We start from the raw sequence: 13,326 nt of genomic DNA on the forward strand, positions 1-13,326 counted from the left end.
GGCGGTCCCGGCACCAGGCGGCCCCGGCACCAGGCGGCCATGGCATCTGGCCGCCCCCACGACCGCCTGGCCGTTGCGGCGCCTGAGCGTCAGGACCTGACCGGCTGTCTGACGTCCGCAGCCTCGGCGGGCTGTTCGGCCGGTGTGTCGTCGGCGGCTGCCGCCCGCTCACGGCGCCGGCCCTTCGTCCCCTGCCGCCAGACGGCGAAGGACACCGCGGCGAGCAGAGCGACACCGTTGAACATGTCGTTGAGCCACTGGACCCCGGTGACGAACTGCAGGCCCTGCACGCCGGTGGCGAGCACGTAGACGGCCAGCAGCGTGCCCCAGACGTTGAACCGGCCGGGCCGCAGCTGCGTCGAGCCGAGGAAGACCGCGGCGAACGCCGGCAGCAGCAGCGCCTGGCCGAAGGTCAGGGACGGCCCGGACAGGGACGCATAGAAGATCCCGGCGGCCCCGGCGATGGTGGAGGACGCTATCAGCGACAGCCACGTCCAGCGGCCCACGCTGATCCCGGTCAGCCGCGCGGCTTCCGAACTGCCCCCGATGGCGTACAGGTAGCGGCCCACCGGCGTGTGGTCGAGCAGCCACCAGACGATGAACGCGAGCACGAGCATGTAGAGGACGATGATCTGGAAACCGAGCACGGTGTGCTGGGTGAAACCGGTCCACGCCGAACTGACCGGCGGGAACGGCTGGGTTCCTCCCGAAATGATCGTCTGAACGGCGGCGACGACGGTCGCCATGCCGAGCGTGGTGACGAAGGAGTTGACCTTCAGTTTGACGACGATGAACCCGGACAGCGTCCCGATCGCGGCCGACGTGACGACCGCCACGAGAATCGCCGGGCCCATGCCCACGTGGTGCACGGTCTGCAGGTCGACCACGAGCACCGTCGACAGGTTGGTCACCGCGCCGATCGACAGGTCGTACACGCCGGCGGTGAGCGGGATGAGCAGGCCGAGGGCCAGCATCGCCGACACCGCCTGAGCGGCGGCCACCGAGTGCAACGTGGCACTGGTCAGGAAGAGGTCCGGTTTCCAGATCCCGAACACGATGATGAACGTCGCCCACAGGTAGAGCCCGCTGTAGTTCTGCAGACCGAAGCTGAACCTGCGCCTGTCTGTCGCGCTCATGAAATCCCCCCATCGTTCGCTCCGAGGCCCGCCCCGAGGTCTGCGCCGAGGCACGCGTGTGAAATTGCCGCCGCCGTGACGGCGCTGCCGGCCAGGGAGGCCGCGATCCGCCCTTCGCGCAGGACCAGCACCCGGTGGCACAACGCCGCGAGCTCGTCGGTGTCCGACGAGCTGACGACGACGCCGGCGCCGGCTCTCGCGGCCTCCAGGATCTCCAGGTGCAGGTCGGCCTTGGCGCCGATGTCCACGCCCTGCGTCGGCTCGTCCAGCAGGAACACCTTCGGCGTACGGCGTAGCCACTTCGCGAACAGGACCTTCTGCTGGTTGCCGCCGCTGAGGGAGGACAACGGCGCCTCGGCCGCCGCCGGCCTGACGCTCAGACGCTCGATCCAGCCCGTCACCTCGCTCTTCTCCTGGCGCCGCGACAGCCGCAGGCGACGCCAGAACGGCGCGAGGTCACTGATCGTCATGTTCTCCCGCACGCCCAGGTCGAGGAAGCCGCCCTGTGTCTTGCGGTCCGGGGGGAGGAACGCGACGCCGGCCCTCATCGCCAGATCAGGCCGTGACGGCGGCAGGGCCGTCTGCCCGACGCGGACCGTGCCGGCCTGTCTGGGATGGGCCCCGAACAGGACCGACAGCAGGCTCTCCCGTCCGGAGCCGGTGATCCCGGCGACCCCGACGACGTCACCCGCCCGTATCTCCAGCGAGATCCGGTCGATCGGGCCGGCCGAGACCGCGTCGGCGACCAGCAGCGGCTCGTCGTGCTCCACCGGCAGTTCGGCCGACACCCGGTGGACGTCCTCGAACTCCGTGCCGACGAGCAGGGAGATCAGCTCCGCCCGGCTCACCGAGGCGACCGGGACCCGGGCCACCCGGTGGCCGTCGCGGAGCACGGTGATCGTCGTGGCCACCTGGAAGACCTCTTCCAGCCGGTGCGTCACGTAGAGAACCCCGACTCCGCGGTTCGCCACCGTGCGCACCATCGCCAGCAGATGCTGCACCTCCGCGTCGGGCAGAGTGGCGGTGGGCTCGTCGAGCACCAGCAGCGACACCGGCGGCGCGGACGCGTCCTCCCGGAGCGCGCGGGCCACCGCGACACCCGTGCGCTCGGCGGGCGAGAGCGTCCCGACCAGAAGATCCGGGTCGAGATCCAGCCCGACGCGGGCGAGGTCCCGGCGCGCTGTACGCCGCAGCTCCCCGTCCCGGACGGTGCCCCACTTCAGCGGGAACCCGGCGACCAGCGCGAGGTTGTCGGCGATCGAACGGGAGTCGATCAGGCCCAGGTCCTGGTGGACGAACCGGCAGCCGAGGGCGTACGCGGAGTCCGGTGAGCCCGGCTCCAGGGCACGGCCGGCAACGAGGACCTCACCGCCCGGATCGGGCCGGTGGTACCCCGCCAGGATCTTGATGATCGTGGACTTGCCCGAACCGTTCTCGCCCAGCAGCGCGTGGACCTCGCCGGCGGCCACGTCGATGTCGACGCCGGACAGGGCCGGATTGCCGAAGAACGTCTTGGAGACGCCGCGGACCGCGAGCGCAGACGGCTCGCGATCCGCGACGGACTCAGGCCGAGCACTCACCGAAGCTTCCACAGGGCCTTGAACTGGTCCGCGTAGTCCGTCGGCTGGTCATAGCTGTCGCTCGGCTCGACCAGGCTGTCCTTTGTCAGCAGCCCGACCGAGGAGAGTCCTTCGTTCTCGGGGATCGACAGGCCCTGGGCGTGACGGATCGCCGCGTCGACGACGAGCCAGCCGGCGTAGCGGCCGCCGGTACCGGTGACCGCCGCGAACTGCCCGGTCTTCAGTCCTTCCTCCTGTGCCCTGGAGCCACAGCAGCCCGCGATCTTGACCTTGCCGCTCAGGCCGGCGGCGCTCAGCGCGGCGGGCAGCGGCTGCACGAACGCCGAGTTCGAGACGACGACGTACTTGATGGCAGGATCCTTGCGCAGCGCCGAGACGATGGTGCTGTTGATCGCACCGTTGCCCACGTCCGGAATACCAACCTTGATCTTGGTCACTTCACATCCGGGGCAGTCCTTGGCGATGGCCGCCTCGAAACCGGTCGACACCGCCCCGAGGTACGGATAGTCGGGGATGCTCACCGACAGCACCTTCCCCTTGGCGCCCGAATCCGCGATGAGCCAGGCCGACAGGAGCTGGCCCTGCAGAGCCGCGTAGTCAGAGTTCGCGACATTGGCAATGACCGTCGAGCTGATTTCCGCCGGCCCGACGAACACCGGAATGATCGGGACACCGGCCTGCTGGTACTGCGGGACGCTTCCCGACCAGAGGGCGTACGGCGCGGCAACGATGGACACGGCGACGGGGTTGTAGCGCAACGCCTGCGTGAGGCCGGCGGTCAGCGTGGACGGGTTCGTCGACTGGAAGGGGATGCTCCTGAACTGCCAGCCCGCGGCCTCCGCGGCGGCCTGCACGCCGGTACCCACCACCTGGCACTGCGGCTGCTCGCACTGCAGGTACACCAGGGTCTTGCCCGGCTCCGGCGTGGAGTTCAGCGGCGCGGTGATGGAGATCTTCGTCGGCGGCGTGAGGTAGGGCTTGATGAAGGCGTTGGCCCTCTCGACCTCGCCGCCCGCGGCCACCGGCGAGGAGCCGCCGGACGGTGCGGGGTTCTCGTCCGAGGACGAGCTGCCGCAGGCGGTGGCAGCCGTGGCCAGCGCGACGCAGGCGACCAGCAGGACACGTAAACGCATACGGCCGGCGGACCAGCGGGATCTGCCGGTGGGTTCTCCAATACTCACGCTATGAGTCGTCGGCATTTCTGCGGCTCACCTTTCTGGTGGTCGACGACGCCGGCGACAGGCCCCCGGCGTCGTCTTCGGATGAGTGCCGGTATCTCACTACGGCACGGTTCGATAACGGCACGGATCGCTATGACATACAGATCGCCACGGCTCTGTAGCGAGCTGTCGGTGAATAACCGGGCTGCCCGGACGCACGGCTGGACGTACGGCCGGTGATCAGTCGATGTTCGGGATTTCGCGTCCTGCCCGCCGGAAGCGGGTGGTCACCCGCGGACGGCCGCGGTGAGAACGCCGGTCACGCATGCGGTTCGCTGTGGCGGACGGTCCGCGGCCGCCGGCCCGGGCCTCGCGACCACGGCCGTCCCGTCGCCGGGCGTGATCGTGCCCCACCGTGACCGCGTCCTGTCACGTACCGGCTCAAAGCCGGGGACGGACAGCACGGCAAGGGCGACGCCACGCATCCGACCAGACCGGGACCGGGTCGGGATCCGTCGAGTCCAGCAGCGTGTGGACGGGCACTGCTTGCGCATCGGCCATCCAGCACATCAGGCACCTCCTCCCCCCAGGGGCACCGCGGCGCGATGGGCGAGCCATCGATGACGCCAGGACCACGGCCGTCGGCATGCGCCGACCTGGCCGTGGCGAGTCCGACAACACGATCGGGTGACAACCGCTTCTCCACGTTCTGGTGCCGGCTGGCAGCCGATGTACAGGTCAGACCCGATGTGTGACCTTCGTTACGTCCGGAAGACTAGGCATAATGCATACACAATGCAAGGGGTATTTACGGGCGATCAACGATCATCGACCAGCCGGGCGCACGCCGAGGGAATACTCGACACAGCGCACCCATAAAATTACTCAAAGCCATCTGACGACTCGCCCCACCAGGCCATCGACGACGAAACCCGATTCTCTCGCTACTTTTTGATACCAACAGCTCGCCAGCCCCGACTACTCTCCGAAACCAGCCGCCCCTCAGCGCGGACTGCTCTCCAGTGCCGGTTACTCTCCACGCCGACGGCTTCCTGACACCGACGGCCGCCCCCACAACCCACGACCGGCACGGCCGCCACCCCGGGACCGTCCCGAACCCGGGACCGTCCCGGACAGGCGGGCGCCCCGCTCACCCGCCCGGCGGAGGCTCGGCCACGCTGCCCCGGAGCGGCCGCGACGGACTCCGGGCGGGGCGGCCTCCCGCCTCACCAGCCACCCCCCGCGCCAGGGGCCTGACTGAACGCGCAGACCGCCCCACCGCAGGGAAAAAACCGCTGCCATAACGACGGAAACCACCTACGGCCGCGGTCGATACCCGTCGGCCGTAGGTGGAAACCGCTGCTGTGGCGACGAAAGCCACCTACATGTTGCGTCGTTCGCATGTTGCGTCGTTCGGGACCGCTAGCCATCAGGGAGATCCGCCGCCGGCATCGGGGGCCGTAGCCGACTGACGGGACAGCCCTCAGTCCCCTCAGTTCGCCGGAAGAGCCTCCTCGAATCCCAACGCGCGCAGCACGCTGCCAGCCGCCGACACGACCCTGGCGCTCCCGACGATCGGCGCGATGGCGGTGCACACACCCTGGGCGTCGGCGGCGGTCAGCCCGGCGTCCCGGGCAACGGCGAGGTTCATCAGATAGGAGACGGGCGCCGAGTCCATGGCGATGAGCGCGGCCAGCCGGACAAGGTGGTAGGTACGTTCGTCGAGACCGGACCTCTCCAAAGTGTCCAGATGCATCTGAACGAGCTCTTCAAGCACCGGGGAATCGCCTTTCGCGATCGCGCCGAGGGTCCGCTCAGGGGCCTGCGTCGCCATTTGTCGCTCCCTCTGGATTATTAGCGCCTCAATGACATCAATACCCAGACGTCCCTACCCCGCGAGCGACCCGTAAAACACGGCGACCCGAACCGGCAAAATCATCATTTTTACCGGATGACACGGAAACGACATACATTCCCGGCTCGGGACGGCCCGGCTACGGAATCATCCCTGCCAGGGCAGCGGAACACCGAGGGCATGCGGCCGGGCGGGCCGGCAGGTCCGTGTCGGGCCGCATCAGGTGCACCACCTGCCGCCGGCAGCGGCCCGTGCCCCGCGTCAGATCTCGCCTGTCACTCCGCCAGGGCTGGTCTGGGCTGGGCTGGTCTGGTCTGGTCTGGTCTGGTCAGCGTCGGCTCGGGCAGCGCGGGCGCGACGGCCCGCCGGGACGAGCCTGATCCACTCCGTGGCCTGGCGGAGGCCGGCGCTCATGACTCGGCCAGGAAGCCGGAGAGCGCGGCGGCGAGCGCGGCCGGCTGATGCTCCTGGATGTTGTGGCCCGCCTCGATCTCGACGATCTCGGCCCGTGGGACGCGGGAGCGGAACTCGCCGACCGTCTCCGGTGTGAGGAACCCGTGCGTGCCGTGGACCAGGAGCACCGGGACGGCTGTGGCCTCCAGCGCCGGCCACAGGTCGCGGAAGTCGACGTTCAGCCGCGCGTCGGGAGGAGGGCTGGCGAGGTGGTGCTTGAACACGACCGTGCCGTCGTCACGCACCCGGGTGTTGAGCACGACGCCTCTGGCGAGCGCCCGCCGCGAGAACCCGATCCCGGCGGCGAGGGCCTTCTCCACGATCTCCTCGCGGGAGCCGAACACCTGCGGCCCGGCGAGGAAGTCCCTCACCTGGGTGGCGTCCTCGGCGCGCAGACCAGGACTGACATCCACGATGACCAGGCGTTCGACCAGATCCGGACGCGACTCGGCCAGGGCGATCGCGGTGACGCCTCCCAGCGACTGGCCGACAACGGTCTGCCGTGCCCCCGGCGCGACGGCGTCGAGGACGGCGGCCACGGCCCGCGCGTTCGGACGCGGGGCATAGTCGAAGTCGTCGCGCCATGCCGAGTCGCCATGGCCCGGCAGGTCCACCGCGAGGGCCGGCCGGCCGAGCGCCAGGAGCGTCGCATCCCAGGTGTGGGCGTTCAGGCCGCCGCCGTGCAGCAGCGTGAGGTCCGGAGCGTCACCCCAGAGCAGCGCGCTGACCGCACCGGCCGCGGTCGTGGCGCCAACCCGGCGTACCGCTGGCAGGCCGGCCGGGGCGCCTACCTCCGCCGCGTCCTCGGCGAGGAAGGCGAACTCGTCACGATCGTCGCTCACCATCGTCCTTCCGTCACCGCATGTTTCACCGACACGTACCTCACCCGGTCGGAAACCAGCACCAGTAACTCATCTCGCCGCGGTAACGACAACCAGTTTCCCAACGCCCCGTTTGTCGGCCGGTGGGCTCTTCCAGGCCCAGCGCGGCCCGCGGGGGAAGCGGGAACGGTCAAGCCGGCCGCCCGGGCGCCGGCCCAGCGGATACGGGCCGGCCTGACAGAAACCCCGCGACACAACTCGCGGTGACGCGACGGCGGGCCGAGCCCGGCTCCGACGGTGAGCCGCCCGCAACGAACATGTTCTTCCGCGCTATGGAGCCGGTGTGACGAACTCGGGCTGGTCGAGCAGACGGAGCCAGCTGCCGTCGGGCTGCCTGCGGGCCACCTGGGCGCGGGCGCCCGCGCCGTCCCTGGCCAGGGTGGATGTGAGCGCGATGTCGCCAGTTATGAGGGTCGGCAGCGGCGGCTCCAGCTCGAAGCGGGGCACGTTGACCAGGATCTTCTCCCACAGGTCCTGGATGGCGGCTCGGCCGACCGTCCGGCTGCCGGGCGGGTAGGCCATGACCGCATTCTCCTCGTAGAGAGCCGCAATGCCCGCGGCGTCCCCTTCGTTGGCGCGCTCCACAAAAAGACGCGTAAGGTCTTCCGGCTTCTGCGCCTTCTCTTTGGCGGACATAAGCGGTTCCCTTCGATGCGAGTGCGGATCAATGCGAGATCGGAAGTGCTCACTTTCAGTGAACACGAACCAGCGCCAGCAGTCCAACATCTGTTACTGCTCGGAGCTGGCATCTCCGGATATGCAACTCGGGCAGCTGGAGTACTTCGTCGCGGTCGCCGAGGAGGCGAACTTCACCCGGGCGGCCGAGCGGGTGTACATCAGCCAATCCGGAGTCAGCGCCCAGATCCGACAGCTCGAACACGAGCTCGGAGCCGTTCTCCTCGACAGGTCCGGCCGGCGGTGCACGGTGACCACCGCCGGAGCCCAGCCCGTCGGCGAGCCGACCGTTTCTGGAAGATCATGAAGCCAGTTCCGAAGCCCGCCGCCAGGCCGGCGTTGTTGACCACGATGTCCAGCCGGCCAGTGTCGGTGGCCGCCTGGCCGAAGCCCCGGCGTCCGCCCGGCCCGAGGCCTCCAACGAGATCAAACGCGCCCTCGTCGGATACCTCCTGACACCACCCTGACCGGCCGGACAGTTCGGCGCGCTCCCCGCCGACGCCGGTATCACCGCCCGTATCGACCAACACCCGTCAGACAGGCCCCTGACGCTCGTTGCCCGTGTGCGGGCCGGGCCTAACGCTCGTTGCCCGTGTGCGGGCCGGGCGAGCCGGCGTCGTCAGCCGGCACGGAACGTCCGCCCGGGTGCAACCGCCCGGCCGGGCCCTGCGCGAACGTCGTCAACAACGTGGTTGTGACGGTGGTCGCGAAGTCCCGCACCGCCGGGCCGGTCGCCCCGGGGCCGCACACGTCGGTCACCGCGCACACCCACGCGCTGGTCCCCGAGTCGAACACCCCCGCGCCCGAGTCGGCCGTGTAGTAGCTGATGTCGGCGTGGTCGGGCCGGCCGTGGCAGACGACCGGGGAATGAGCGAGCACCTCGATCCGCGATGGTGTCGGATATGAAAAGTCGACCCGGTCGTACTCGGACCCGACCATTCCCGGTATCCGGGTACCGGCGGTCACCCCCGTGCCGGCGAACAACCAGTGCGCGGGATTCTGGACGACCAGGTCTGCGTGCACCGGATTGCACTGGTACATACCGCCGGTGAGCGCGCTCTCCGGAGCGGCCGCCGGTGGGGCGGGCCAGTTCGCGGTCACGGCGGGGTCGTTCACACCGTAGAGCGGATCCTCGGTGGCGACCTTGTAGGCGGTCTCCAGCCGGTCGGGCCCGGTAGCGGTCGGCCCGAGCCGGATACGGCGATACACCGCGTTCGCCCCCAGAAAGGCGAGGTTCACCCCGCGGTCGCGGGCCCGTGTCAACGCGTCCCGCATCGCGGGCGAGTAGTACTCGTCGTGCCCCATGGAGATGACCGCGTGCGCGCCGTCCAACAGCCGCGGATCGGCATGCAGGTCGATGTCGGTGGCATACGCGACGGGCAGGCCGAGCTTTTCCGCGAGAATGATGACGGGGGCCTCGTTGCCGGTGAAGTCCGCCGCGCCGTCACCGTAGTCGTACGGCCGGTCGAACGAGACGACCCGGGCCCGGTCGTCAAAGCCCTTCGGGCCGTGATAGAGGCTGTAGCCGCCCCAGGCGTTGTACGCCTGCCAGGTGGTGACCGCGCTCAGCATCACCAGCCGCCCGGCGGTCGTCGGGCTGCGGACCGTCAACGGAACATACGTCTGGAACCCGTCGGCGTCGTCCAGCCGGATCAGATAGGCGCCGGGCGGCCAGCCGCCCGTGTCGAACGTGGTGGTCGGCTGCCAGGAGGTGGTGACCGTGTTGGTCTTCGGGTCACGGGAGGCGGCAGCCTGCACCCGGCCGGGGAAAGGCCCGGCCTCGGCCACCAGACGGCAGGTCCGGCCGCCGTACCAGCCGATCCGGAACACCGAGGCCCTGAACGAGGCGGCGGTCGTGGAGGCGAACAGGCGGACGCCGTCCCCGGGCCGGACGCTGGCGCGGTCGAGCCAGCCCTCCACCGCGTGGTTGTAGCCGAGCCGGGCAAGACCGCAGTCGCTGCCGGGCCTGGCGTTCTCGGCGTGGACGTCGAGCCCGCCAGCGGCCGGGCCCGCCGCCGACAGCGGTCCACCCACTGGGCCGGCGGCGGTACTCGCGGCACGGCCCGGCGCCCGCCGGCCGCCCGCGGCGGGTGCGCCACTGCCGCACCCGCCGAGAAAGACGACGTAAACGAGCGCTGCCGTCAGCGCGACCGGGATGGATGCCGGTCGCCTCGGCCACCCCGCCGGCCCACGGCAGGAAACCGGACGAGCTGGTGTGCCGGCCCTCCGTGTCAACGTCACCTCGCCAGTGTCACGCCGGCTTTCGTGGCTGTCGCCCGGAACCTGCCCAGCGGGCCGAGGGCCGCCCTGCCGGAGGCCGTCCTGTCCAGGACCCGTCGTCGGCCACCCGTGATGGCGGGTCCAGCCGTCAGGGGACATTCGCCACGACGGTGCTGGAGCTGGATCCGACGACGTTGCGTCGTTCCTGGACGTGGGCGTGGGCCATGAGGCCGAACAGGACCGCGAGCAGGACTGCCGACGACCCGGGAGTCCCGAGGTCGAGGCCGCCCTTGGCGAGCGGCTTGGTGAGGAAGTCACCGGCGGTGGCGCCGAGGGGGCGGGTAAGCACGAAGGCAAGCCAGAACAGCGTCACGTTCGATACCGCGGACGCAGGTCTGAGGGCGAGCAGCAGACCGAGCAGCCCGACGATGAGCAGGACGCTGTCGGCATAACCGAGCCCTGAACTGTCGGACAGGAAGTCTCCCATGGAGGTCCCGAGAGTGTTCGAGACAAGGATGGCCGACCAGAACAGGACCTCTCCCCGGAAGGTGTCGATGTCGCGAATTGAAAACGTCAGTCCGGTGATCTTCCACACTATGAAGATGGCGACCAGCAACGAGACCAGGATCGCCGCGCCGACGGGGTATCCCAGCCCCAGGCCCTGCGGCCCCCAACCCAGCGAACTGGCCCCTTTGGCCAGGTACTTCGTGCTGGCGTCACGGTTCATGAAGTCGGACATCGTGGTGCCGGCCGTACTGGTGGAAAGAATGACCGTCCAGTAGAAGAACGGATTGTAACGCCTGGACCTGAGCTGCACGACAAGGGTGATTACGAAGATCAGAAAAAGTACTGTCGTCGTCAGGAAGTACCCGAGCCCGAGGGTCTGCGCGAACAGGTCACCCGCGGTCTCCCCGAGGGTCGTCGCGGCAATCTTCATGACCCAGAAGGCCAGGGTGATCTCCGGTAGCTTCTTCATCACCTGCCGGCCGCCACCGGCGACATCGACTTCGGTGAAGATTTCCGGTTTTGCCATTGTTATCCCTGTCTGTCTGACAGCTCGGAACACGGGGGCGTCGGACGTCCGTCGCTCGAGGTTTCGTCCCAGCCGGCCAGGGGCCGATCGATGGCAAGGACGAGGGTGACGAGCGCGCCGCCGTCCGGGTGGTTGGCCGCGGTGGCCCGTCCGCCGTGGGCCGCCGCGATCGCGGCGACGATGGCGAGCCCGAGACCAGCGCCGCCCTCGCCGCGCGTCCGGGCGGCGTCGGCACGGCTGAACCGGTCGAAGGCGCGGGGCAGGAAGACAGGTGGAAACCCCGGGCCGTGGTCACGGACCCGGAGCAGGACAGCGGCCGGACCGGTCCCGGTGACGGTCTCCTCTGGTGACAGCGTGGCGCTGACCTCGATCTCGGTCTCGGGAGGCGCGTGCCGGACGGCGTTACCGAGCAGGTTGTCGACGGCCTGGCGCACCCGGTCGGGGTCCACGTCCGCCAGCAACGGCCTTTCGACCGTGAGCCGCAGACGTGCTCCCTTCATGCGCGCCGCGGGTGTGGCCGCGCGGACGGCGTGGCGGAGCAGGTCCGCCACGCAGACCCGCTCCCGGTGGACGAGCTGGCCGGGATCGGTGTCGAAGCGGGCGAGAGCGAGCAGCGCCTCGGCCAGCCGGATGAGGCGATCGGTCTCGCCCGCCGCGCCGGACACCGCCTCGGTGAGCTCGCCCATGCTCCGTCCGGGCCGTAACGCGAGCTCCAGCTCGGCTTTCAGGATCGTCAGGGGGGTGCGTAACTCGTGGCCCGCGTCGGCGACGAAGGCGCGGTCCCGGGCGCGTGCGGCGTGCAGCCGGTCCAGCAGGTCGTTCATGGTGTCGGCGAGCGCGGCGATCTCGTCCCGGGTCGGCGGGACCTCGAGGCGTCCGCCCGTGTCGGCGACCCCCATCGCGGCGGCCTGGCGGCGCATCCGTTCCACCGGCCGCAACGCCGCCCCGGACAGGAGCCGCGCGGCGAGCGCGGACACCGCGACCATCGGCACGCTCGCGAGGACCATCACGTTGCGGACCCGGTCCTCGGCGGCATCGATGATCCTCGTCGGGGAGCCGACCAGGAGCACCACCCGCCGGCCAGGGGTGAGCGTCAGTGGTTCGGCGCGTACCCGTGTACTCTCCTCGCCGACACGCACGGTGACCAGCACCGGCCCGGACCGGGCCGACGCGAGGACGTCCCCGCCGACCAGCGGCCGTGTCCCGGCCGGTGGGGACGCCGCGAGCACCCGGCCATCGGCACCGATCAGCTGGCCGAGCGGGCCGGCGGAGGCCAGCGTCGCGTCCAGCGGCACGTCGGCTCCGGTCAGCCGCGCCCGCAGCCCTTCCGAGCGGGCGGCCAGCCCGGCGTCCAGGGAGGTCCGGAGACTGGAGCGGAGCTGTAGGTAGAACAGCACCCCCACGCCAGCGAGCACGAACACCGTCCCGAGCGCGAACACGGCCGCGAGCCGGACCCGCAGGGGCATGTCGACGCCTCAGCCCGGCCGTTGGCCGGTGCCGGCCCGCAGCCGGTAGCCGACCCCGCGCACCGTCTCCACCTGGGACACCCCGAACGGCTTGTCGATCTTGCGACGCAGGTAGGCGACGTACTGGTCGACCACGTTGGAGGTGGCGTCAGAGGCGAAGTCCCACACGTGCTCCATGATCGTGGTCCGGGTCAGGACATCGCCCGGGTGACGCATCAGGTACTCCAGCAGCGCGAACTCCTTCGGTGAGAGATCCAGCGGCGCCTCGTCCCGGCTCGCCGTCCGCGTGGCCGGATCCAGCCGCAGACCGCCGACCTCCAGGACGGCCGGCCGTGCCACCGCCCCGCGCCGCATCAGCGCCCGCAACCGGGCGAACAGCTCCCCGAAACTGAACGGTTTCGGCAGGTAGTCGTCCGCGCCGATGTTCAGGCCGCGAATCCGGTCGGCGACCTCGCCGCGGGCGGTCAGCATCAGCACCGGCGCCCAGCGGCCGGCCGCCCGCAGGCGCCGGCACACCTCGAACCCGTCGATCCCCGGCAGCATCAGATCCAGGACGATCACGTCGTAGGCCACCTCGCAGGCCTGCCACACCGCGTCGACACCGTCCGAGACGACGTCGACGGCGAACCCCTCCTCCACGAGGCCCCGGCGCAGCAGCGCGGCGGTCCGCGTCTCGTCCTCCACCACCAGCACCCGCATGACCGCACGATAGGCGCCCCACCATGTGGAGACGATGTGAGCCGAACGTCGCCGGCCCAACACGGGACCGAACTCCGAGGCCGGTGACCAGCGGCTTCCCTCTCCGAGCATCGCCAAGCTGGCGATGCCCACTCCCGCGGCGCTCACTCCCGCGGCCCATTCCCGCGT

10 protein-coding genes and 1 pseudogene are annotated in these 13,326 nt (G+C 70.1%); 1 reads left to right on the forward strand and 10 read right to left on the reverse strand.

The genetic code is table 11. From position 1 onward, the window contains the following. Window positions 1-89: 89 nt before the first annotated feature. From AC5LSR_RS04835 to AC5LSR_RS04860, 6 genes are all read right to left on the reverse strand, one after another. Window positions 90-1,136 (reverse strand): ABC transporter permease, encoded by a 1,047-nt coding sequence (locus AC5LSR_RS04835; protein ID WP_250282879.1) that lies wholly within the window; start codon window positions 1,134-1,136, stop codon window positions 90-92. Further along, the gene (locus AC5LSR_RS04840; RefSeq protein WP_250282877.1) at window positions 1,133-2,716 is read right to left on the reverse strand and encodes a sugar ABC transporter ATP-binding protein; all 1,584 of its coding nucleotides are present in this window, start codon (window positions 2,714-2,716) and stop codon (window positions 1,133-1,135) included. The genes AC5LSR_RS04835 and AC5LSR_RS04840 overlap by 4 nt, the downstream gene beginning before the upstream one ends. Continuing rightward, window positions 2,713-3,849 carry a sugar ABC transporter substrate-binding protein gene (locus tag AC5LSR_RS04845; protein ID WP_250290588.1) on the reverse strand — a complete coding sequence of 379 codons (1,137 nt, stop codon included), beginning with the start codon at window positions 3,847-3,849 and terminating at the stop codon, window positions 2,713-2,715. The genes AC5LSR_RS04840 and AC5LSR_RS04845 overlap by 4 nt, the downstream gene beginning before the upstream one ends. 1,519 nt (window positions 3,850-5,368) lie before the next feature. Then, the gene (locus tag AC5LSR_RS04850) at window positions 5,369-5,710 is read right to left on the reverse strand and encodes a carboxymuconolactone decarboxylase family protein (protein ID WP_250282872.1); all 342 of its coding nucleotides are present in this window, start codon (window positions 5,708-5,710) and stop codon (window positions 5,369-5,371) included. 431 nt (window positions 5,711-6,141) lie between these two features. Then, window positions 6,142-7,029 (reverse strand): alpha/beta fold hydrolase, encoded by an 888-nt coding sequence (locus AC5LSR_RS04855; RefSeq protein WP_250282871.1) that lies wholly within the window; start codon window positions 7,027-7,029, stop codon window positions 6,142-6,144. 306 nt (window positions 7,030-7,335) lie between these two features. Further along, window positions 7,336-7,701 (reverse strand): YybH family protein, encoded by a 366-nt coding sequence (locus AC5LSR_RS04860; RefSeq protein ID WP_250282869.1) that lies wholly within the window; start codon window positions 7,699-7,701, stop codon window positions 7,336-7,338. 121 nt (window positions 7,702-7,822) lie between these two features. On the opposite strand from AC5LSR_RS04860, the pseudogene AC5LSR_RS04865 reads away from it, so the two are divergent. Then, a pseudogene (locus AC5LSR_RS04865) lies at window positions 7,823-8,005 on the forward strand (LysR family transcriptional regulator); the annotation flags it as partial. A gap of 311 nt (window positions 8,006-8,316) precedes the next feature. Here the strand turns inward: AC5LSR_RS04865 and AC5LSR_RS04870 are convergent. The 4 genes from AC5LSR_RS04870 to AC5LSR_RS04885 form a co-directional block, all read right to left on the reverse strand. Further along, entirely contained in the window at window positions 8,317-9,774 is a 1,458-nt protein-coding gene (locus AC5LSR_RS04870; RefSeq protein WP_250282868.1) for a N,N-dimethylformamidase beta subunit family domain-containing protein, read from the reverse strand. Window positions 9,775-10,108: 334 nt separating this feature from the next. Further along, window positions 10,109-10,993: a COG4705 family protein gene (locus tag AC5LSR_RS04875; protein ID WP_250282866.1), complete on the reverse strand. Its 885-nt coding sequence runs from the start codon at window positions 10,991-10,993 to the stop codon at window positions 10,109-10,111. A gap of 2 nt (window positions 10,994-10,995) precedes the next feature. Continuing rightward, window positions 10,996-12,459: an ATP-binding protein gene (locus tag AC5LSR_RS04880; protein WP_250282864.1), complete on the reverse strand. Its 1,464-nt coding sequence runs from the start codon at window positions 12,457-12,459 to the stop codon at window positions 10,996-10,998. Between the two features lie 9 nt (window positions 12,460-12,468). After that, window positions 12,469-13,158, reverse strand: coding sequence for a response regulator transcription factor (locus AC5LSR_RS04885; protein WP_250282897.1), 690 nt, complete (start codon window positions 13,156-13,158; stop codon window positions 12,469-12,471). Window positions 13,159-13,326 lie beyond the last annotated feature (168 nt).

Source organism: Protofrankia sp. CiP1_Cm_nod4, assembly GCF_982290645.1.

Excerpts from the sequence above, each read along its gene's own strand:
- AC5LSR_RS04860 (WP_250282869.1), bottom strand. The coding sequence starts at position 7,701 with ATGTCCGCCAAAGAGAAGGCGCAGAAGCCGGAAGACCTTACGCGTCTT.
- AC5LSR_RS04845 (WP_250290588.1), bottom strand. The coding sequence starts at position 3,849 with ATGCGTTTACGTGTCCTGCTGGTCGCCTGCGTCGCGCTGGCCACGGCT.
- AC5LSR_RS04880 (WP_250282864.1), bottom strand. The coding sequence starts at position 12,459 with ATGCCCCTGCGGGTCCGGCTCGCGGCCGTGTTCGCGCTCGGGACGGTG.
- AC5LSR_RS04875 (WP_250282866.1), bottom strand. The coding sequence starts at position 10,993 with ATGGCAAAACCGGAAATCTTCACCGAAGTCGATGTCGCCGGTGGCGGC.
- AC5LSR_RS04885 (WP_250282897.1), bottom strand. The coding sequence starts at position 13,158 with ATGCGGGTGCTGGTGGTGGAGGACGAGACGCGGACCGCCGCGCTGCTG.
- AC5LSR_RS04850 (WP_250282872.1), bottom strand. The coding sequence starts at position 5,710 with ATGGCGACGCAGGCCCCTGAGCGGACCCTCGGCGCGATCGCGAAAGGC.
- AC5LSR_RS04855 (WP_250282871.1), bottom strand. The coding sequence starts at position 7,029 with ATGGTGAGCGACGATCGTGACGAGTTCGCCTTCCTCGCCGAGGACGCG.
- AC5LSR_RS04835 (WP_250282879.1), bottom strand. The coding sequence starts at position 1,136 with ATGAGCGCGACAGACAGGCGCAGGTTCAGCTTCGGTCTGCAGAACTAC.